The sequence below is a fragment of the Ketobacter sp. MCCC 1A13808 genome (assembly GCF_009746715.1).
GTDB lineage: Bacteria > Pseudomonadota > Gammaproteobacteria > Pseudomonadales > Ketobacteraceae > Ketobacter.
Window position 1 is genome coordinate 92,347 of record NZ_VRKW01000004.1, and the last position, 22,014, is coordinate 114,360.

Annotated in this window: 20 protein-coding genes; 6 read left to right on the forward strand and 14 right to left on the reverse strand. The window is 50.8% G+C overall.

All coding sequences use genetic code 11. The features are described from left to right. Positions 1-69: 69 nt before the first annotated feature. The 5 genes from FT643_RS09985 to leuC all read right to left on the reverse strand — a co-directional run bounded on the left by FT643_RS09985 (position 70) and on the right by leuC (position 7,642). Positions 70-3,171 (reverse strand): FimV/HubP family polar landmark protein, encoded by a 3,102-nt coding sequence (locus FT643_RS09985; RefSeq protein ID WP_156871252.1) that lies wholly within the window; start codon positions 3,169-3,171, stop codon positions 70-72. A 235-nt stretch (positions 3,172-3,406) separates the two neighbouring features. Next, the gene (locus FT643_RS09990) at positions 3,407-4,429 is read right to left on the reverse strand and encodes an aspartate-semialdehyde dehydrogenase (protein ID WP_156871253.1); all 1,023 of its coding nucleotides are present in this window, start codon (positions 4,427-4,429) and stop codon (positions 3,407-3,409) included. Positions 4,430-4,448: 19 nt separating this feature from the next. Further along, positions 4,449-5,534: a 3-isopropylmalate dehydrogenase gene (leuB, locus tag FT643_RS09995; RefSeq protein ID WP_156871254.1), complete on the reverse strand. Its 1,086-nt coding sequence runs from the start codon at positions 5,532-5,534 to the stop codon at positions 4,449-4,451. Between the two features lie 34 nt (positions 5,535-5,568). Next, positions 5,569-6,216: a 3-isopropylmalate dehydratase small subunit gene (leuD, locus tag FT643_RS10000; RefSeq protein WP_156871255.1), complete on the reverse strand. Its 648-nt coding sequence runs from the start codon at positions 6,214-6,216 to the stop codon at positions 5,569-5,571. Between the two features lie 16 nt (positions 6,217-6,232). Continuing rightward, positions 6,233-7,642 carry a 3-isopropylmalate dehydratase large subunit gene (gene leuC, locus FT643_RS10005; protein WP_156871256.1) on the reverse strand — a complete coding sequence of 470 codons (1,410 nt, stop codon included), beginning with the start codon at positions 7,640-7,642 and terminating at the stop codon, positions 6,233-6,235. Between the two features lie 188 nt (positions 7,643-7,830). Between leuC and FT643_RS10010 the strand changes: the two genes are divergently transcribed. Beyond that, a complete protein-coding gene (locus FT643_RS10010; RefSeq protein WP_156871257.1) occupies positions 7,831-8,730 on the forward strand; it encodes a LysR family transcriptional regulator in 900 nt (299 codons plus the stop codon). Here FT643_RS10010 and FT643_RS10015 read toward each other — a convergent pair. The 7 genes from FT643_RS10015 to prmB all read right to left on the reverse strand — a co-directional run bounded on the left by FT643_RS10015 (position 8,721) and on the right by prmB (position 14,464). Then, entirely contained in the window at positions 8,721-9,116 is a 396-nt protein-coding gene (locus tag FT643_RS10015; RefSeq protein WP_156871258.1) for a gamma-glutamylcyclotransferase family protein, read from the reverse strand. The genes FT643_RS10010 and FT643_RS10015 overlap by 10 nt on opposite strands. Next, positions 9,113-9,790: an acireductone synthase gene (mtnC, locus tag FT643_RS10020; protein ID WP_156871259.1), complete on the reverse strand. Its 678-nt coding sequence runs from the start codon at positions 9,788-9,790 to the stop codon at positions 9,113-9,115. The genes FT643_RS10015 and mtnC overlap by 4 nt, the downstream gene beginning before the upstream one ends. Positions 9,791-9,817: 27 nt before the next feature. Then, positions 9,818-10,372, reverse strand: coding sequence for a 1,2-dihydroxy-3-keto-5-methylthiopentene dioxygenase (locus tag FT643_RS10025; protein WP_156871260.1), 555 nt, complete (start codon positions 10,370-10,372; stop codon positions 9,818-9,820). Positions 10,373-10,382: 10 nt separating this feature from the next. Further along, complete coding sequence (locus FT643_RS10030; RefSeq protein ID WP_156871261.1) at positions 10,383-10,997, reverse strand: methylthioribulose 1-phosphate dehydratase; 615 nt, start codon at positions 10,995-10,997, stop codon at positions 10,383-10,385. A 48-nt stretch (positions 10,998-11,045) separates the two neighbouring features. Further along, entirely contained in the window at positions 11,046-12,248 is a 1,203-nt protein-coding gene (locus FT643_RS10035) for an MFS transporter (protein WP_198043460.1), read from the reverse strand. A gap of 3 nt (positions 12,249-12,251) precedes the next feature. Continuing rightward, positions 12,252-13,367: a chorismate synthase gene (aroC, locus tag FT643_RS10040; RefSeq protein ID WP_156871262.1), complete on the reverse strand. Its 1,116-nt coding sequence runs from the start codon at positions 13,365-13,367 to the stop codon at positions 12,252-12,254. Positions 13,368-13,516: 149 nt separating this feature from the next. Next, complete coding sequence (prmB, locus tag FT643_RS10045) at positions 13,517-14,464, reverse strand: 50S ribosomal protein L3 N(5)-glutamine methyltransferase (protein ID WP_156871263.1); 948 nt, start codon at positions 14,462-14,464, stop codon at positions 13,517-13,519. Between the two features lie 206 nt (positions 14,465-14,670). On the opposite strand from prmB, the gene modA reads away from it, so the two are divergent. The 3 genes from modA to modC are packed head-to-tail and all read left to right on the forward strand — an operon-like array spanning position 14,671 to position 17,278. Beyond that, entirely contained in the window at positions 14,671-15,495 is an 825-nt protein-coding gene (gene modA, locus FT643_RS10050) for a molybdate ABC transporter substrate-binding protein (protein ID WP_156871264.1), read from the forward strand. 5 nt (positions 15,496-15,500) lie between these two features. Beyond that, positions 15,501-16,196, forward strand: coding sequence for a molybdate ABC transporter permease subunit (gene modB / locus FT643_RS10055; RefSeq protein ID WP_156871265.1), 696 nt, complete (start codon positions 15,501-15,503; stop codon positions 16,194-16,196). 20 nt (positions 16,197-16,216) lie between these two features. Further along, the gene (gene modC, locus FT643_RS10060; RefSeq protein WP_156871483.1) at positions 16,217-17,278 is read left to right on the forward strand and encodes a molybdenum ABC transporter ATP-binding protein; all 1,062 of its coding nucleotides are present in this window, start codon (positions 16,217-16,219) and stop codon (positions 17,276-17,278) included. 3 nt (positions 17,279-17,281) lie between these two features. Here the strand turns inward: modC and FT643_RS10065 are convergent, their stop codons facing one another. Then, entirely contained in the window at positions 17,282-18,088 is an 807-nt protein-coding gene (locus tag FT643_RS10065) for a TOBE domain-containing protein (protein ID WP_156871266.1), read from the reverse strand. Between the two features lie 387 nt (positions 18,089-18,475). Beyond that, on the reverse strand, positions 18,476-19,324 hold the full coding sequence (locus FT643_RS10070) for a DUF4892 domain-containing protein (protein WP_156871267.1): 849 nt from the start codon (positions 19,322-19,324) through the stop codon (positions 18,476-18,478). 180 nt (positions 19,325-19,504) lie between these two features. Between FT643_RS10070 and FT643_RS10075 the strand changes: the two genes are divergently transcribed. Both FT643_RS10075 and FT643_RS10080 read left to right on the forward strand, forming a co-directional pair. Continuing rightward, positions 19,505-20,347, forward strand: a complete 843-nt coding sequence (locus FT643_RS10075) for an SDR family oxidoreductase (RefSeq protein WP_317621995.1) — start codon at positions 19,505-19,507, stop codon at positions 20,345-20,347. Between the two features lie 232 nt (positions 20,348-20,579). After that, on the forward strand, positions 20,580-22,010 hold the full coding sequence (locus FT643_RS10080; protein WP_156871268.1) for a DUF6986 family protein: 1,431 nt from the start codon (positions 20,580-20,582) through the stop codon (positions 22,008-22,010). Positions 22,011-22,014 lie beyond the last annotated feature (4 nt).

Consider the following 22,014-nt stretch of genomic DNA (forward strand, 5'->3'; position numbering starts at 1 on the left):
TCGGTGGAATAAAAAAAGAGGGCCGGTTGGGCCCTCTTTTGCGGATGTTACGTTTTCTGATGTTTAGGATCAAGACTCCAGGCGAATGAGAAGGTCCTTCGCCTCTTGCTTCTGACTGTCATTACCTTCAATCATCACCTCGTCAAGAATATCCTTTGCACCCTCTCTATCACCCATATCAATATAGGCACGGGCCAGATCGAGCTTGGTAGAAGCTTCGTCTTCGTCGGACAGGAAATCCAGGTCGTCTCCGGAGTCAGCCATGTCATTGGCCGCAGGCGGCAATTCCAGGCCCGATGTATCAGAAGACGCCGGCAGCTCATCGACAAAATCATCTGCCCCAAAGTCATCAGACTCGGTCACCACACTATCAGTTGAGCTGGTGGACAAAAAGTCTCCGTCGAGATCCAAATCCAATTCGTCTGCAAGCTGCGCAGCCGATTGCGAGTCGATCAGAGGCTCGTCGTCATCTGCGTCTGCGGGTGCTTCAAAGGAATCCAACAGCGAATCAGGCTCAACCGTGGGTACTTCGGGTGCAGATTCCGAACTGTCAAAATCCAGATCGAAATCCATTGCAGAGTCATCACCCGCTAGCGGCGTTTCGGGAGCCGTTGCGTCCGGCACCTCGTCCAGGCTACCAGAACCGTCAAACTCCAGGCTGCTATCCAACGGAGGAGTTTCCTCATTACTGCCGGAGTCCGGCACATCATCCAATGAGAAATCGGTATCGAAATCCATTGTGGTGTCGTCCGTCGCGTCGGCTACAGGCAACTCCGATGCTGAATTAGCCTCGTCCTCTAATTCAAGATTCAGATCGAAATCGAGACCAGCAACTTCGTCGGTAGTGGTGGATGCGGCATCAGAGTCAAGCGCTGAATCGGCGTCTCTAAGCTCATCCAAATCAAAGTCAAGATCGGTTTCGGACTCTGCGGTTACATCGTTTGGCGCGTCAGATTCACTGATATCAAAATCGAAAGAATCCGGCGCATCAGGAGCTGAAGACTCTGCCAGGTCCGGCGCCGACAGAATAACGGTGTCATCGTCGTCCTGCACATCAGAAACCGGACGATCAAACTCTGAAGTTTCAAAGTCGGAAGTTTCAAAGTCCGAAGCTTCAAAGTCGGAACCGGATAAATCGGAATCGAACGATTCAAACGAATCGGTTTCTTCCGCAATGGGCGCGCCATCATCCAGATTAATTTTCGCTTTTAATTCGTTCGCTTTTGCCAGGTCAGAAGCATCTCCGAGCGATTGGATCGCAGCGTAGTGCGTCATAAAGGTGTCAGGCTCGTTCGCTTCAGCGCAAACTTCACATAGCTTAAGCCGGATATCCGATCTGTTAGGCTCTTTAACCGCAGCATTCTCCAGCATTTCGATGGCCTGCGGGAATCGACCATAGGCAATATAAATATCAGCTTCGCCGATTACATCGCTGGTTTGAGCCACCGTTTCTTCATCGGCGCTGGCCTCCACTGCCTCTTCAAAATCATCATCCGAATCCAGATCCACTGAATCCAACTGCAACATGGCGTCGTCTTGCGAGTCCGGCAGCTGGAAGTCTTCGACCATGTCCTCTTCCAACTCGTCATCACCCTGCTTTTTACGCAGTGCAATCAAACCGAGCAAAATTAACAGTACGATGGCGCCACCACCGGCAGCCAGATAAAGCGGGTTTTGCATTAGTTGTTGCAAAATACCCGGGTTTTCCGCAACCGGTTCAGGAATCGGTTGGGGTTGCTGCTCAGCAGGCTCCTCCATTATTACGCCCACGGCCGAAATCTCTTCGGACTCGGGTTCAACTTCGGGTTCCGCTGTAGCGGAATCCTGCTCTTCTTCAGAGGTATCCGCGTCGGCAACGACTTCGTCCTGGTAGTTGTAATCAACTTCCTCTTCGGTCACTACCTCTTCTTCAATAATTTCTTCTGGTACCGGTTCCATGGCGTCGTCGACGACCATAGGGGGTGTTTCGACACCGGTGTCAGCATCGGCTTCTGCCGCTTCTGCCGCTTGCTGTTGCTCAAGCTCCCGCAGCTTGGCTTGCAGCGCAGCAATTTGTTCGTCTTTGAGCGTGAGTACCTTTTCTGAAGTGTCCAGCTGATCTTCCAAATCATTCACGCGCAGCTGAAGTTCTTCTTTTTCCAGCTTGAACTTATCAATATTTTCTTCAGCCACGGCAAGATCGTTACGCAGGTTGCCATTTTCGGCTGTTCCGCTTCCGCTTTGCCCTGACCCGGCACCGCCATCAGCACCTGAAACCAGTTTTAGTCGCGCAGATTCATCGGAGGGGGCAGGCTCCTGCTCCCGGGTCACACTGCGTCCACTCAGATCGACTTGCCGGGTATCTGCCTCTGTTGTAATACCTCGGTTGGCCAGCTTTTCGCGCCACAAACGGTTTTGCTCTCCAGCCATAGCAATGGCTTCCCGGCTTGTGAGCGACATCGCCTCCTCTTCCGTGGGGGCACGCAACACCTGGCCTTTCTTAAGCAGGTTAATGTTGTTGTCGATGAAGGCGTCCGGGTTGATTCGCTGGATCGCCATCATGGTTTGCTGAATATTGACTTTATCCGATGGCTTCATATCAGTGGCAATTGCCCACAAACTGTCATTGCTGCCAATGGTGTGGGTTTCTACCTGGGGGGAACCGCCGGAAGAATTTTGCGCGTAGGTGCCGCTGCTGTAGGTTTGCTGTTGGTCTGCCGCTTCGTAACTTGGTACTGATTTAGTGGCGGTCGCTGCGCGGGTTGGCTGCGTGACCGGCGCCGCTGTTTGAGAGCTATAAACAGGCGGGTCCAGCAGGAGCGTGTATTCTCTCAACAAGCGGCCTGCAGGCCAGTTCACTTCTACTAGAAAATTCAGGAAAGGTTCTTTAACCGGTTTGCTGGAACTGATCCGGATGACCGATTTGCCCTTTTCGTTCACGACCACTTTGAACTTCAGATCCGTGAGAAAGTGATAACGCTCAATGTGAGAATTGGCAAAATCGTTTTCGTTGGCCAGCGTAGGTAAAATTTCTGTCGAGGTGAGCTCCCGAACCTGCACTAATTCGATTTCTGCATCCAGGGGTTCACTCAGAGCAGAATTGAGTTTGATTTCACCCAAACCCAGTGCGTTTGCCAATCCGGGAATAAAGACACCGACACCAAGCATTGCAGCGGCAAGTTTACGAACCATTCATCTAATCCTTTGCTCAATTCGACCACTGGACAGCATAGCCATCCTATTGATTTTATGAAATTTGTTTCACAGCTTACTTTATAACAAGCTTAGGAGAGCCCTGCAAAATCAGAAGCTACCCCCTAATAAGGATAGCTTTCAATTTATGGTTGTCAGGCAAATTCTCGAATAATCGTGACGGAGTTAGCTGATTAAACTAGAACCAACCTGACAAGATGGAGGTAAGTATCAATTATATGTAGTCTTTTATCAACTTTTCGGCAATCTGAACACTATTTGTTGCAGCACCTTTGCGAACATTGTCCGCTACAACCCACATATCGATGCCTCTGGGATGAGAAATATCTTCCCGTATGCGGCCGACAAAAGTTTCATCATTATCAGTCGCTTCCGTTACCGCTGTAGGATAGCCGCCCGCTTCGAGCGCATCCATCACCTGCACGCCGGGTGCCTTTTCTAACAGTTCACGCACCGCCGCCGCCGAAATCTTATCGCGGGTTTCAATATGCACGGCCTCTGAATGACCATAGAACACCGGAATACGAACGCAAGTCGGGTTGACCTGGATGGCGTCATCCCCCAGAATTTTTTTCGTCTCCCACACCATTTTCATTTCTTCTTTGGTGTAACCGTTTTCCTGAAACACATCGATTTGCGGCAACGCGTTGAACGCTATTTGCTTTGGATACACGCTCGCCGTTGCGGCTTGTCCGTTCAACAGATTACGTGTCTGGACCGCCAGTTCCTCGATGGCTTCTTTTCCGGTACCGGAAACCGCCTGATAGGTTGCCACATTAATGCGTTCAATGCCGACTGCATCGTATATCGGCTTCAGCGCAACCATCATCTGGATGGTCGAGCAATTTGGGTTGGCAATAATGCCGCGGGTTTTGTATTGCGCAATTTTCTCCGGATTCACTTCCGGTACGACCAACGGAATATCGTCTTCATAGCGATAGTGTGAGGTATTGTCGATAACAACACACCCGGCCGCCGCCGCTTTCGGCGCAAACTCTGCAGAGATGGAACCACCCGCAGAGAACAAGCCAATTTGTACTTTGGAGAAATCAAAGTTCGCCAGGTTTTGCACCCGCACATTCTTGCCTTTGAACTGAACGACTTTCCCTTCCGAGCGCTCGCTGGCCAGCGCATATAAAGTACCCACCGGAAAATTTCGTTCTTCAAGAACCCGGATCATTGTCTCGCCGACAGCACCGGTGGCGCCAACGACAGCTACATCATAAGTTTTAGTCATGGTTTACTTACTCTTAAAATCAATTTTGTGCGTTGAGAGCGTTGAGTACTGCGGCCCCCATTTCTGCTGTGCTCACCTTCTGGTCCGTCCCGGTTGCAATATCGGCGGTCCGGTAACCTTGCTCAAGCACCGTATTTACTGCCTGTTCTATACGAACTGCAGCAGCGTCCAAATTAAGTGAGTAGCGCAGCATCATAGCAGCGGATAACAACGTTGCTAAGGGGTTAGCCAAGCCTTTTCCGGCAATATCCGGCGCAGAACCGTGACAGGGCTCGTACATGCCCTTGCTGTTTTGGTCCAGGGATGCTGAGGGCAGCATACCGATGGATCCGGTCAACATGGCCGCCGCGTCGGACAGTATATCGCCGAACATATTGCCGGTAACGATAACATCAAACTGTTTTGGTGCCCTGATTAGCTGCATGGCTGCGTTATCCACATACATGTGACTTAGCTCCACCTCAGGATACTCTTTGCCGAGATCGGTAATGACCTCACGCCAAAGCTCGGTCACTTCAAGCACATTGGCCTTATCAACACTGCACAGTTTTTTGTTGCGTTTCATGGCGGTCTCAAATGCGAGCCGCCCTATGCGTTTTATTTCCGACTCGGAATAGACGTAGGTGTTGAAACCCTGCCGTTCGCCATTCTCCAACGTACGGATTCCGCGAGGTTGACCAAAGTAAATCCCACCGGTGAGTTCACGCACTATCACAATATCCAGGCCAGATACCAGATCAGGCTTTAGGCTGGAGGCTTCGACTAACTGGGGATAAAGTATTGCGGGCCTTAGATTACCGAACAATTCCAGATTGGAGCGTAAGCCCAACAGGCCTTTTTCCGGCCGGATAGCCATATCCAGCGACTCCCATTGCGGACCGCCTATGGCACCGAACAGAATTGCATCCGCTGCCTTGGCCATCGCAAGGGTTTCCGTCGGAAGCGGTCCACCGGTAGCATCAATCGCAGCACCACCCACCAGGGCCTGTTCCAGCTCCAGCCCGAGGTTATCTGCTTGGTTCAGGTAATTGAGCACGGCAACGGCCTGTTCCATAATTTCGGGACCGATACCATCGCCGGGCAAAATCAGAATTTTCTTAGACATTGAACCTGTACACCTGTAACTAATAATTTAAAGATTATTTAATGGCATCGAATAGCCAGGGCGCATCGCTGCGGCGCTGGGCTTCGTATTCTTTAATGGTATCTGCGTCTTGCAGGGTCAGGCCGATGTCGTCCAGGCCTTCGAGCAGACAATGCTTGCGGAATGGATCCACTTCAAAGGGAATCTGTTCGCCACCCGCTTTGATAATGATCTGATTGGCCAGGTCTATGGTCAGCTTATAGCCCTCATTCGCTTCCACCTCGGCAAACAGCTGATCAATTATATGTTCTTCCAGTACAATAGGTAACAAACCGTTCTTAAAACTATTGTTAAAGAATATATCGGCAAAGCTAGGGGCCAGAACCGTGCGAAATCCGAAATCCGTTAACGCCCAGGGCGCATGTTCCCGGCTCGAACCGCAACCGAAATTGCGCCTTGCCAATAAAATGCCGGCATTTTTATAGCGCGGTTTATTGAGTACGAAATCAGTATTAATCGGTCTTCCGGCACAATCCTGCCCAGGCTGGCCTTCATCAAGATAACGTAATTCATCGAACAGATTAGGTCCAAAACCAGTGCGTTTAATGGATTTCAAAAACTGTTTTGGGATAATCAAATCCGTATCGACATTTGCCCGGTCTAAGGGTGCCACAATGCCTTCGAACAAAGTGTACTTTTCCATTCTAGTGCTCCTGTGATTAACCGTTGAAAGTACGGATGTCGACAAAATGACCGGCGATGGCCGCTGCTGCTGCCATTGCAGGACTGACCAGGTGCGTGCGCCCGCCGTATCCCTGTCTGCCTTCAAAGTTGCGGTTGGACGTGGACGCGCAATGCTCACCATCGCCCAAACGGTCTGCATTCATGGCCAGACACATAGAACAACCCGGTTCACGCCACTCAAAACCCGCCGCAATAAAGATTTGATCGAGACCTTCATCTTCCGCCTGTTGCTTAACCAAGCCAGAACCGGGCACCACCATGGCCTGCTTCACTTTGCCGGACACTTTACGGCCCTTGGCTACCGCCGCCGCTGCGCGCAAGTCTTCGATACGGGAATTAGTACAAGAGCCGATAAAAACACGGTCAGGCACAACATCAGCCATTGTGATACCGGGCTTTAATCCCATGTATTGATACGCACGGCGCATACCATCCGCTTTAACCGGATCCGATTCCACATCGGGATCAGGCAAGGCTTCATCAATGGCAACCACCATTTCAGGAGACGTACCCCAGCTAACCTGAGGCCGAATAGCAGCCCCGTCCAACTCAACCACCGCATCAAACTGGGCACCCGGATCACTTTTCAGGGTTTTCCAGTAATCCACTGCGCGCTCCCACTGGTCACCCTTGGGCGCATAAGGTCGCCCTCGGAAATAATCAATGGTTTTATCGTCCACGGCCACCATACCGGCGCGAGCACCTGCTTCGATCGCCATGTTACAGATGGTCATGCGACCCTCCATAGAGAGCGACTCCAGCACCGTACCGGCAAATTCAATGGCGTAGCCCGTGCCGCCGGCGGTGCCTATTTTAGCGATAATGGCCAGCACCACATCCTTAGCCGTGACACCCTGCCCCAATTGACCGTTTACCCTGATCTGCATGCTTTTCATTTTCTTCTGAATCAGGCATTGAGTTGCCATCACATGCTCAACTTCGGAAGTGCCGATACCGTGTGCCAGCGCTCCAAAGGCGCCATGAGTCGCTGTATGAGAATCTCCGCATACGATTGTCATACCAGGTAAGGTTGCACCCTGCTCCGGACCAACCACATGAACAATCCCTTGCCGGTGGTCATTCATTTTGAATTCGACAATACCGAATTCATCGCAATTATCGTCTAATGTCTGCACCTGAATGCGGGATACTTCGTCTTCAATCGGACCGCTGCGATTCATGGTCGGTACATTATGATCCGGGGTGGCTATGTTGGCATCAATACGCCAAGGCCTGCGTCCGGCAAGCCGCAAACCTTCAAACGCCTGCGGTGACGTGACTTCGTGCAACAACTGACGATCAATATAAATCAGTGCTGTGCCGTCTTCTCGTTGTTTGACAACATGGGCATCCCACAACTTGTCATACAGGGTTTTACCTGTCATGGTGGTGTCCTCTCTCCGATTGTATTGATATAAAGTCCAGAATTTAGTCTGGTTCTCACTCTCCAGGTAATGCTAATACTCAGAGCGCCATAAAACAAATTCATATTTTTTATAAATTGGATTACTATTTGGAATGGATGCTTCAGCTAGCGTCTTTCTTGCTAAACGCTTTTGACGAGGAACACGCTATGGAGATAGCCGAACTGAAAGCCTTTATCGCCGTTGCCGAACTCGGTTCCTTCTCACAAGCGGCTCTGCAATTGCACCTGACTCAACCCGCCGTGAGCAAACGCATCAATCAGCTCGAAATTACACTTGGCTGCCAGCTATTTGATCGTATCGGCAGACAAGTGGCGCTGACCGAAGCCGGGCGTGACCTGTTGCCCAGAGCAAACCGGATCTTGCTGGAAATGGACGATATGCGACGCTCACTCTCCAACCTCAATGGCGAGGTCAGTGGCACGTTGAAAATAGGGACATCCCACCATATTGGATTGCACCGCCTGCCCCCTATTCTGAAGCGGTTTACGCAACGCTACCCACAAGTGTTTCTGGATATTCAATTTATTGATTCTGAATTGGCGTTTGACCTGGTCACCCAGGGGAAACTGGAATTAGGAATTGTTACTCTACCGCCGGACCAACATTCGAATGTGAGAACCCGTGCTATCTGGCAGGACCAATTAGTATTTATGGTCGGGTTGGAACATCCCCTGGCAGGAGAAACCCTTAAAGACCTTGAGCAACTAACCAACCATCCTGCGATCCTCCCGAGCATGACAACCTTCACCCGTCGAATCGTAGAATCTTTGTTCCAGCAAAAAAAATTACGCATTGATGTGCCTATTTCTACCAATTATCTTGAGACCATCAAAATGATGACCTCAATTGGGTTAGGCTGGACGGTGTTACCCAAAACCATGCTCGACGAAACCGTTACGCCGTTCAACGTGAAAGGGGTACAACTTGAAAGAACCCTCGGGGTGGTTTATCACGAAAAACACTCGTTATCGAATGCGGCGCGTGCCATTTTGGATTTAATCACTCAGGCAGAACAAAGCTCGGAGGGACAATCAAACTATCGATAGGTTAGGCGGGGCTTTCTGCTTTGTGTGCGATACCAACCAATGGACCAGGGTATTTTGCTTACCCTGCCCCGCGCCCAGGGAACGATGCTATAAACCCAGGCTAACTGGAACTCTGCGTCGACCTTCACGTGAACCTGTATACGTTGATAAAGTTCGCCTTCGTAACGGTCCAGACGCGCGATTTGCTGCGGCGACAGGTCGTGCAAAAGCGCCCCCTTCACCACCGATTCGGCACAGGGCACAATACCCGGAAAATCAGCCCGCTGCACCAAACCGCAGCGATAGCCACTCAACACCGCAGGTAGCGTCTCGAACTCACAACCAACCACCCTCTGAGTAATTTCCGGCAATTGCAAAGTGCCATAGACGAACAGTTTTTTAATCACAAGGTAATTTCATCGAACCCCGAGATCTGGGTATGCTCGCCAAGATCGAGGGACTTGTGATCACGGTTCAGTGCCAGTGTATTGATCCCTGCGGCGGCGGCAGCGTCTAGCTCCTCCACTATATCCGAAAGGAACAGGATTTCGTCTGCTGCATACTTGAGCTGTTGCTGAATGTGCCGGTAAGATTCTGGTTCGCGTTTGCCGCCAATCCTGGTATCAAAAAAATGTTCGAACAAGGGTGTCAAATCCCCTGCTACGCTGTTTCCGAACAGCAGTTTTTGGGCCGCCTCGGAGCCGGATGAATATACGCTTAGGTGGATACCCTGATTCTTCCAATGCGCCAGACAAGCCGCTACTTCTGGATACAGGTGGCCGGTGAGTTCACCTGACTCATAGCCGGATTGCCAAATCATGCCCTGCAGTGACTTTAACGGCGTTATTTTCTGATCCTGATCAATCCAGCCAATCAGGGTGTCTATCACTTCCTGCACGCTGGCATCGGCGTTGTTAATTTCGGAGCGGACAGCCTCAATCTGTCTGGCTACTTCAGGCTCGCCCTGATGTTCAATTATAAAATCTGCCATCCTTGCCCTGGCATAGGGAAACAAGACGTCCGCTACAAATGAAATGCTGGTCGTTGTGCCTTCGATATCCGTAACTATGGCTTTGATCATTCTGCTGTCCGGTGAGTGAGATGATGACTACTTGGTTAAGGCTTCGTAGCGCGGAAATTCATTTGCGATTTTTTCGCCGGTGAATTTTGCGACCCAACCATCGACATTGGTGAACAGGCGGACGGCCGTAAAATTCGGGCTGCCTCCCATATCAAACCAGTGACGGGTGTTGGCCGGAACCCGAATCAAATCGTTTTGACAGCATTGAATAGCATAAACACCATCATCTAGGTGCAAATAAAACAGCCCATCTCCCTTTACAAAAAAACGTACTTCGTCTTCTGTATGGATGTGTTCTTCAAGAAACTTATTGCGCAACTCATTTTTTTGCGGATGATCCGGCGTCATATTAATAACATCCGCTGTTTCATAGCCACCTTCTTTCTGCAGGCGCTCTATAGAGCCAGAGTAGGCTTGCAAAATATCATCGCTGGTGGAATCCGCAGTCACCTCAAAATCCGTTTCCCACTGTTCAAAACCAATGCCTTTTTGTTCGAGTATTCTGGCAATTTCGCTCTGATCTTCTGTAACTCTATCAGCCTGTGCGGCATGGATATCGTTAAACACATACAATTTGCTCATTGTGTTTCCCTCATTTTAACAACAGGCAACTTTGATACTCACACTCCATTAGAAACTCCATTGCTTCGCTATGACGACGAACCTCTGCAACGGTATTCCCCCAGGTATAAATGCCGTGCCCCGCAAGAATAAAAGCCGGGCATACGGGTTTTTGGGTCAAGTAGGCGTTGACCTCTTTGGCCAACGCCATCATATCCTGACTATTGGCGAAAACAGGCACCACCACTTCCTGCTCGTGGCTGGTAACACCACGAAACGCTTTTTGCATTTCATAGTTTTTGAAGCGGATTTCGCCCTGCCAGATAGCACGGCTAAAAACGGTTCCGAATATTGAGTGGGTGTGTATAACATAGCCGGCTTGGGGATCATGACCATAAATCAGCGCATGAAGCAGTGTTTCTGCTGAAGGTTGTTTTTCATTATTAAAGGGCTGACCTTCGGCATCAACTTCCATTAAATCCTGCTCAGTTAACGCGCCTTTCGCATGACCCGAGACCGTAATCAGAATCCGGGACTCGTCAATTTTCGCCGATAGATTACCACTGGTCGCCGGGCACCAGTTACGGGAATCAACCCAGCGGCCGATTTCGATTACGTCGTGTTTCAATTGCTGAATATCAGCCATTACTTACCTTCTGAATTGATGTACTGTGTCAATTGATAAAAGTTGAAGTCAGGTTAAGGTCTCACTTTTGCCACCGCCCTGCCTCGGTGATGTCAGACCCAATGCCAGCAGTCCGGCCACCAGCGCAATTCCTGCTGCCATAAAGTAAGCCATGGAACCACCCCAGTTTTCAACAATCATTCCGGAAAAATACGCACCCAGAGCGCCACCCAAGCCAAAACTGAACGAGCTATACATGGCCTGCCCTTGCCCCGAGGCCTGGGCGTTAAAATAACGATGGATCAGATGAATAGCGATCGCATGAAACACCCCGAAAGTGGCAGCATGCCCGAGTTGTGCCAGCAAAATGAGAGCCAACGACTGGGGATAGGCACCGGTCAGCCACCATCGTAGGGCCCCTATCAGCAGGCAACTCACAGCCAGCGTGCGCACATCGAACCAGCTAAACAGCCGGTGGGCTACCAGAAAAACCCCTATTTCAGCGACAACACCAAGCGCCCAAAGCCAGCCTATTGCGGTCTTGCTATAACCATGATCCTGCAAGAAGATAGAAAAAAAGGTGTAATAGGGGCCGTGAGAAATCTGCAATAACAAGCAAATGCTAAAGAACAAAATGACCTGAGGTGATTTCAATTGTGCAATAAACACCGCAAGGCTGCCTTTGCTTGCCGCCGCCGTTACCGGTGACGAAATGGCAAAACTGGATACGGCGATCAAAGCCAGCAGGATAAACAGAATTATCGGTAAACGGGCGATGCTTTCGTGCTCGAAATACCAACCTAATCCGACCACCGCGGCAACAAAACCAACCGAGCCCCATAATCGTATTCGGCTGTACTGATCAGTCTGCCGATCCAGGTGCCGCAAAGTGACCACTTCAAATTGCGGCATAACGGCATTCCAAAAGAAGCTGAAGCCACACAGCACCAACGCCATCCCCCAGAAACCGGGATGAAGAAAGATACCGGCAAAGATCATCAGCGACAGTACCGAACCAAGCCTGATAATCTGTATGCGTCTACCGGTATAATCTGCCAGCCATCCCCAAATATTCGGTGCTAACAGCTTCGTACCGACGATCGTAGCGCTGAGCTGCCCGATTTCCGACAAGGAAAAACCTTGTTCCTGCAAATAGAGACCCAGGAACGGTAGCAAGGCCCCAAGTAACCCAAAATAATAGAAATAGAATGAAGACAAGCGCCAATAAGGAACGCTCTGAACGCTGGCTTCCGGCTGAACACCCGCGATCACTACCTACTCTTGCTCCTTAATGCGAGCAGAGCCGGCAAGCTGTGGTGTATGGGTCTCTACATCGGCGTTCTGGCCGCGATGCCTTAGGGCGTGATCCATCAACACCAACGCCATCATGGCTTCGGCGATGGGCGTAGCACGTACCCCAACGCAGGGGTCGTGTCGCCCGAGGGTCACTACCTCCACGGGATTGCCGTCCGTATCGATACTTTTGCCTGGAATCCGCAGGCTCGAAGTCGGCTTTAAGGCAATATGGGCGATAATATCCTGCCCTGACGAGATACCGCCCAAAATACCGCCCGCATTGTTGGATTCGAAACCGTCTGGGGTAAGCTCATCGCGATGCTGTTCACCGCGCTGAGTCACAACGTCGAACCCGGCCCCGATCTCAACGCCTTTAACCGCGTTTATGCTCATCAGGGCGTGCGCCAGTTCGGCATCCAGACGATCGAAAATCGGTTCACCTAACCCCGGCATCATTCCCGTCGCTACCACGGTCACTTTGGCGCCGATTGAGCTGCCATCGCGCCGCAACTGGTCGATCAGGGCTTCCATTTGCGGCACAACGCTCTGATCCGGGCAGAAAAACGGATTTTGCGGGACCGCATCCCAATCAAAAGAAGTAGGCTTGATATCACCAATCTGGGACACATAACCGCGCACTTCGATTCCGAAACGCTGCTTGAGGTACTTTTTTGCAATGGCACCAGCAGCCACCCGCATCGCGGTTTCCCGGGCGGAGGATCGACCACCACCACGATAGTCCCGCACCCCGTATTTTTGGTGGTAGGTATAGTCAGCATGGGCGGGCCGGAATTTGTCTTTTATTTCGGAGTAATCTTTGGATTTCTGGTCTTTATTGCGGATCAGTAAACCAATTGACGTGCCGGTGGTTTTGCCTTCAAACACCCCGGACAGGATTTGCACTTCGTCGTCCTCACGACGCTGTGTCGCGTACTTTGAGGTGCCGGGTTTGCGCCGATCCAGATCGATCTGCAGATCGGCTTCACTGAGTTCAAGTCCCGGGGGGCAACCATCCACAATGCAACCCAGCGCTATACCGTGGCTTTCGCCAAAGGTGGTGACAGTGAACAGTTTACCGAACGTATTACCCGACATAGAGTGAACTCTTATGGTTACCTGATTTACAGTGAATGGAACAAAAAAGGGAGCACATTATACCTGCCATTGTCACGACATGCGAAACTGAATTTCGCTGGTGATCGCCACTCGAAGGGGCTTTTAAAACAATTGGTTATGCTTTATATTTAAAGCACAAACTCAGCTTGCTGATGGTCAATTTCTTCTTTCGTCAATAGAAAAACACCGTGACCGCCCCGCTCGAACTCCAGCCAGGTAAAGGCGACGTTTTCATACAGGACTTCCAATGCTTCCCAGGAGTTACCTACTTCAATCACCACGATGCCACCCGGATTCAGATGTCGCGACAGTTCCGGCAACATACGCCGCACGATATCCAGGCCATCATTACCCGCTTCCAACCCCATGCGTGGTTCGTGATGAAACTCATCTGGTAGCGAGTCCATATCGGCTTTATCGACATAGGGCGGGTTAGACACGATAATATCGTAGGTACGCCCTTCCAATGCTTCGAAAAGATCGGAATAAATCACATTGACCTGATGTTCGACACCCAAAGACAACACATTTTGCTCTGCCACATCCAAGGCATCCTCACTCAGATCCACACAGTCCACCAACGCTTGCGGAAAATAATGCGCGCATGCGATGCCGATACACCCGCTACCTGCGCACATATCCAGGATCACATCCACCTGATCCGGGTCAACCCAGGGAGCGAATTGTTTCTCTATCAATTCAGCGATAGGTGAACGGGGAATCAACACACGTTGATCCACTTTAAAAGGGATTTCGGCAAACCAACCGGTGCCAGTCAGATACGCTGTGGGAATGCGCTCCACCACGCGCTTTTCCAACAATGCGCAAACCGCTTCTTTCTCACTGGTGAGCAAACGGGCATCCTGAATCCGTGTGTCGATATCCCAGGGCAAGTGCAATGCGTGTAACACCAGTGCGACCGCCTCATCCCAGGCATCCGCATAACCGTGTCCCTGCACCACCTGATGCTCGTTGAAAAGGCTGACCGACCAACGCAGGAAATCCCGGATCGTATGAAGTTCCTGAAGCGCTTCTTCCAGATTAATCAGATCGCCACGGATGGGGTTAATTGTCATGATTTGGGGGTTCCTGTGAGGGTTCCTGTAAGGATTCAGGGATGGGTTCCGCTGCTAAACGTCCGAATGTTACTTGATTTCATGGGGGATTCTCTAGTGTTCTATTCAAACAGGCGGTTTCCTGTGATGGACAAGCGTTATATACTTTGCTATATAACGCATCAATTCAGGACTGAATCATTCCCCATCCCGCCGGAACCTGGCCCATGCGAGCAGACTCATACCGTCGCCTAAGCAAGCTGTTAATGCTACTGCTGATGCTGGTAGGCAGTAACTCGAGTATCGCAGAGACAACCAACCTCAGTGCAGCTCCCAACCAAAACAACCGTCCCACCGATACCATCCTCATTGCTGTCGCCTCGAATTTCGCAAACGTCATGCCGGACATAGTGAGCCGCTTTGAAACACAGTACGGGCATACTGTCCGCTTATCCTTCGGCTCGTCAGGAAAGCTATTTGCCCAAATCAGAAATGGTGCCCCGTTCCAGGCCTTTTTCTCTGCCGACCAAGACAAGCCGGAAGCGCTGGTAAAAGCGCATTTAGCCCCGGCAGATTCCCGCTTCACCTACGCACTCGGTGTACTGGCCTTATGGTCAAAAGAAGCGGGAGTTGTTGATCCCCAAGGGCAAATTCTGGTTCAGCGTCAATACCGGACCCTGGCGTTGGCCAACCCCCGCTTTGCACCCTATGGCGTAGCGGCTATGGAAGTATTGCAACGCTTGAATGTCCAGCGACAAAGCAATATCAAATGGGTAATGGGGGAAAATATTGCGCAAACATTCCAGTTCATTGCAACCGGCAATGCCGATCTCGGCTTTGTGGCTCTATCGCAAATCTATAAAGACGGCAAAATACAGCGCGGCTCAGGCTGGATCATCCCCAACCACCTGCACAGCCCGATTAGTCAGGATGCGGTGATTTTACGTAAAGGCAAAGACAGCCAAGCAATAAAGGCGTTCATGGGCTTTATGAAAACAGACACCGCCAGAGCGATAATGCGTTCCTATGGCTATCAACAGGCGATTGAGTAATTTCGATGGGATTTACAGCGCAGGATTTAGAAGCCATTGGTTTAACGTTCCGACTTGCCACAACGGTGACGATATTGCTTCTGATTCTGGGCACACCGCTTGCCTGGTGGCTGGCACGAACCCGCTCCTGGTGGAAAGGCCCCGTCGGTGCTGTGGTGGCATTGCCGCTGGTGTTACCGCCTACGGTGCTGGGTTTTTATTTACTCATTCTAATGGGGCCGGAGGGCGCTGTGGGTCGTCTCACCCAAAGCCTTGGTTTGGGCACGCTGCCGTTCACCTTTTGGGGGCTGGTGGTGGGATCCCTTATTTACTCCCTGCCTTTTGTTGTTCAGCCGATTCAAAACGCGTTAGAAGCAATGGGAAACCGCCCGCTTGAAGTGGCCGCAACCCTGCGTGCGGGTCCGGTTGACCGTTTCTTCACTGTTGTCGTGCCGTTGGCCAAACCCGGGTTTATCACTGCAGCCATTTTGGGCTTTGCTCACACCGTGGGAGAATTCGGTGTGGTGCTGATGCTGGGTGGCAACATACCGGGTCAAACCCGTGTGGTATCGGTGCAGATATACGACCACGTGGAAGTACTGGATTATGCCCAGGCGCATTGGCTTTCCGGTGCCATGATTTTGTTTTCATTTCTAATCTTGCTTGGGCTCTATCTGTTTCCGGGTAAAAAGTACGGCGCCGTTATGAGGCTCGGTCTGTGAGCATTGAATTGGACTTCAGAATGAAATATGCATCTTCAGCCGAGCGGGGATTCAACCTTGACGTGAAGCTTACCCTCCCTGCCCAGGGTATCACCGCCATTTTCGGGCCGTCCGGTTCCGGGAAGACGACCTTATTGCGATGCATAGCGGGTTTGATTCCCGTTCCCCACGCCAAGTTGATTGTGAACGGAATGCATTGGCAAGATGGCAGTTCAACAATGCCTACTCATAAACGCCCGCTGGGGTACGTATTTCAGGAATCCAGTTTATTCCCGCACCTGACTGCCAAAAAAAACCTGGAATACGCACGCAAGCGTGCAGACGATTCCAGTTCAATGGTGCTATACCATCGCGTTGTTGCATTGATGGACCTGGAACCTGTTCTGCAGCAATACCCCGCTCAGCTTTCCGGTGGTGAACGTCAACGTGTTGCCATAGCACGCGCTTTGTTAATCAATCCAAAACTGCTGCTGATGGATGAACCATTGGCATCTCTGGACCCGGCACGCAAACGGGAAATCATGCCCTACCTTGAGCGCTTGCACACCGAATTTCATTTACCCATATTGTATGTCAGCCACTCCATTGATGAGGTCACCAAACTGGCCGATCACTTGGTACTGTTGGAGCGAGGCCGGGTAGTCACTCACGGGCCCGTTACCGAAGTGGTTGCCCAATCTGAATTCACCCTGCACAGCGGCGTTGACACTGGAATTATTGTGGAAGCCAGAGTGGTCGAACGAGATAGCCGGTGGCACCTAACGCGAGTCGCTTTCTCGGGTGGTACCCTATGGGTGCGTGATGCAGGTGACGAGGAGGATCAGGTTGTCCGTATTCGCATTCTAGCCAGAGACATCAGTCTGGCGCTTGATAACCATTCGGACAGCAGCATCCTGAACCGTCTTCAAGGTCGCATTACCCAGATTATCGAGGATAAAGACCCCGCTATGGCCTTGGTCTGGATGCAGGTCGGATCGGTAACGTTAATCGCTCGCATTACCCAACGCTCAGCGCATCATCTTGAATTGCAGAAAGGCGTTAAAGTGTGGGCACAAATAAAGTCCGTGGCTGTTGTTCGGTAGCCGCTAAATATCGGCCATCAAAATGACGCTGGATGCTTTGAAAAATGCGCACGCCGGATCGTCTTGTCGTAACCCCAGCTCATTCAGGCTGGTGTTGGTTATAACGGCGCTGACGGATTTCCCGCCACCTAAATCCAACGTTACATCAGAGTTAACTGCGCCTTGAGCAATGCGCGACACCGTGCCTGTTAATTTATTTCGTGCACTGGTGACAATATCCGTATCCGGACTGAGTAGCACCCAGGAGGCTTTCACTAACGCTATGACTTCGGCCCCCTGCTCCAAACCTAATTGACTGGCACTGTCATTGGTAATGATCGCAACTAGAGATTGCGTTTCGCTGATGCGGATGTCTACTTCTGAGTTAACGGCGCCGAAAGTGATTTTACTGACTTCACCGCGAAACTGATTTCTGGCACTGGTTTTCACAAAACCACTCCTGACAAAATTCGCTAAATCTTCTATTGAATGCAACTGTGCACCAATGCGTTGGATAAAGGCATCCAGCTCCGCCTGCACAGCAATGAACCCGGCGACAGTTTGCTTACCTAATGACGTTAAGGCAGTACCACCGCCCTGCGCACCGCCAACCGATCGCACCACAAGGGGCTGACCCGACATATTATTCATCGCATCGATTCTATCCCAGGCTGTTTTATAACTAATGCCGATTTGTTTAGCTGCCTTGGAAATAGAGCCGCATTCATGGATCGCCTGCAATAACAGAATCTGAGCATCTGCGAATGACTGTTGCTCTTCATTTAACAGCAATAACGTGCCATGTAATTTTGAAAGATTGCGGTTTGGCATGGACGAGGGGCACTCCCGGATCACTCTGATTGAAAAATAGAATGGGGAATTTTAGAGTGTTGCGCCCGAGTTGGCGAACGCCCTTGTCAAACTGGCAACCTGAAGCCGCCGTTTAACGTCGCAAGCGCATTCTTGATCTTGCGAGTGTCCGTATGCGTTGTTTACGCAGAATGCTGGGATGAGTGGTTTTACGAGGTGCCTGTGCTGGTTCGGTAGCAACAATAACAGTGGTGGGCTGAGCAGCTTCTAGTGACTGTTTCATGGGGCATCTACACTATTTTACCAAGGTGTATGGGCTTTGATAATTATAGCGAAGATTCCCCATTTTCAAGGCTGCCTTGTATACATTTAAATCATAAGCAGCTCAAACCAGAGGGGCATTTGAGGCTAAGGAACCCAATCCGCATTGACCCAATCGACCCAGGCAGGTCCCGCTGCATCCGGTTGAGGCGCCCGGTTTCCTACGTCTTCAACCCTAACGGAATCCAATTCTGCTTTTTTCAATGCCGCTTCCAGCTCCGCCTTGAACTCCACCTCTAGCATTTTGCCGTGTCTGTGAATCACCAGCAGCTCAGGCTTTATCTGTGCCAAGTGAGGCTTAATTCGTTCCATTACAGCGGAAACATCGGCCTTGCCGTCCATGACCACCAGCTCACCGAGGTTGATTCTGCCAGCTCTTTGTAAATGTTCCCGGATAATATGGGCATCCAACACAAGTTCCGGAACAAACAGTATTTCTTCATAGAAGTACCTGCGTCCATTGGGGCGCTGCACCAAATAAAAGGTGTGATAACGGCGACTACCGGCATCCTTGACCGACCACAGAAATTGGTTGCGGTCAGTGCCGTACAAAATCGGCTGCTCAAAAACAGAATTAGCCCAGGAAAAGCTATCACCGCAGTCCCGGCTTTGACATTCGAACAGGATCTCGTAACGGGGGCTTTCAAGGAACAATCGGACTTGCTGCTCAGCTTCTTCCAGCGGAACATCACTGGTAAGCTCCCATACGGTTGACGAAAACTGGCCTTGCAGGCGTTTATACTTAGCCGGGATATTTCGTCCCGCGACACGATCCAGCTTCACTCTCCCCAGGGGTAACATATAATGACGATCGGCCTGTTCTGCTTGTTTTACGACTTTCGTATCCTGAAAAATCACCTCGGTTGTTTGTGCAAACCCTTGCCAACTGGCCATAATTAACCCAAAACCTAGCAGTCCTATAAGGATTTTATTCATCGTCGTCTCATTAAATGTGGGAGTATAGAAGCTAACAAAGCACTAAACCCCTTTCAAGACAAAGACCTGTCTAATCTCAGACTAATAGCGACAATTTCTGATTGGGCGTACCATGAATTCACTTGAAGTGCTGTTATCTCAACAACCACTACCACATATTCTTAAACAGGAGACGTAAGCGTGGAGCGTTCTGTAACTAAACGGGTTCTAATCACCGGTGGGGCCAGCGGCCTGGGAAAATCACTAGCGACTTATTTCTTATCCCAGGGCCATCACGTCTGTATCGTTGACGTCAACGACGAACGAGGCAAACAGGCTCTCGAATCATTCAGCGCCACTGGCACTCAAGGTGAGGTGTTTTTCCAACGCTGTGACGTCACCAAAGCGGACGATCTGCAAGCAGCCGTAAATGCCGTAACTGACCGCTGGGGCGGCCTGGATGTCATGGTGAACAATGCCGGTGTCGCCGGTGGTGGTCCGTTCGACTGGGTTAGCAATGAAGATTGGCAATGGATAATGGACATCAATTTCTTCGGCGTACTGCGGGGGTGTCAGGCGGCGGTTCCGATAATGAAAGAACAGGGCAGCGGCCACATTGTCAACATCGCATCGATGGCTGGCTTGTTGAACCCTCCAGGAATGAGCAGTTATAACGTATCCAAGGCCGCCGTGGTTTCGTTGTCTGAAACCTTAGTCGCCGAATTGGAACCCTTCGGCATCGGCGTGACCTGCGTGTGCCCTTCCTTCTTTAAAACCAATCTGGGCGAGTCCATGCGATCCCCTGATGAATCCACTAGCGACAATCTAGCAAAGCTGATGGACAACTCTGACGAATTAAGCGCAGAGGATATCGCCAAAATGATTCACGATGCGGTTCAGAACAAGGGCTTTTTGCTAATGCCTCACGATAAAGCGCGTGCGGCATGGGAATATAAACAACAGGATCTTGACGGCCATCTGAAAATCCAACTGAAGCTGGCCCGCAGTGTCAAAGATCGGGCAAAACCCAAAAGTCGCCCTTAAACCAGGCAATCTGCAGCCGTTACTTTCGTTTTAACACAGTCAATTCATTGCGTTGTATAGTCGTGACTACACGTCCACTATATAATCTGTCCATATAAGTCGGGCGCCGTTAAAATAGGCGCTCGCAAAAAACCCGCTTTCTGTCGCTAACCCGCTGCATTTTGGCCGCGATTCTGCTTGAATTCGGCGTTAGCACCCTTTCAATTCGACTGTTTAAGGACATGGGTAACGCATGAAATTGACACTATCCGACTCAGACACCCAAACCATCCTCGCCAAATTGGCGACTTCCAATCAACTTCACAGCAGCCTTTATCCGGGTGATTCGTCAGACCGCCAACAGGTTCATACGGTCTATGGCGGTGCCAACCTGTTCAAAGCCGGTGCAGCCCAAAAGCTGGGTAGTTTAGCTGTCAAAGCGCTGAATACCTATGCAGGTGATTTTTGCTCCCTGGCCCGGATTCTTCAGCTCCACGGCTTTGAATCGTTACCACTGACCCATGCAGAAGCGGTTAAACTCGGGGAAGCGGTGGCAGCCAATCCAGCACAAATGAAAGAAGCCAATCCGGCTGCCTGGTTGGCCTATACGGTTTATGATCGGGTGATGAAGAAACTTGAACGAGAGCCAATCGAAGATAGCCGCATCGATTTTGAAGACGGCTACGGTAACCGACCAGACGATGAAGAAGACGCTGACGCGGTGCGTAGCGCTGAGCAAGTAGCCCAGGGCATGGAAGAAAAAACCCTGCCGCCCTTTATTGGTATTCGCATTAAAACCTTCACTGAAGAATGCCGTGCCCGTTCCGTGCGTACTCTTGATTTATTCCTTACGCGGTTGGCGGAATTGACCTCAAGTAAATTGCCGGATAATTTTATTATCACTCTGCCCAAGGTCACTCATCCTGAGCAGGTATCGGCGCTGGCCGATCTATTGGACATCATTGAAGAGAAATGCGGTTACGCAGCACAATCCATCAAACTGGAAATCATGATTGAGACCACGCAGGCGATCATTGACGCTGATGGCTCCAATCAGGTGCGGGTATTAGCGGCCGCCGCTCGTGGTCGTTGCCGTTCGGCGATCTTCGGAACCTACGATTACACGGCCACCTGCAATATTACCGCAGCTTACCAGACACACACCCACCCTGCTTCCGATTTTGCACGTCATGTTCTGCAGGTTTCTTGTGCGGGAACCGGCATCACGATCAGTGATGGTGCAACCACAGTCATGCCGATCGGTCCCCACAAAGGCGAACTTTCCACGCAACAACAGCTTGAAAACGCGGCTGTGGTGCATTCTGCATGGAAATTGCATTACGACAACATTATGCACTCTTTGCGTCATGCCTATTACCAGGGCTGGGATCTGAACCCAGCTCAGCTACCGATTCGCTACGCGGCGGTTTACAGCTTCTTTCTGCAAGGATTACCGGACGCATCGAAACGTCTGGAAGCCTTTATCGGAAAAGCAGCACAAGCTACGCTGGTTGGTAATACCTTTGACGATGCTGCAACAGGGCAAGGCTTACTGAACTTCTTCCTGCGTGGGATTGCCTGTGGCGCCATAACCGAGGAAGAAGCCGTGGCCACCGGTATCACAATGGATGAGCTTCGATCTCGATCCTTCGTGCACATTGTTTCCAACCGGGCACACGGTTAAGCAC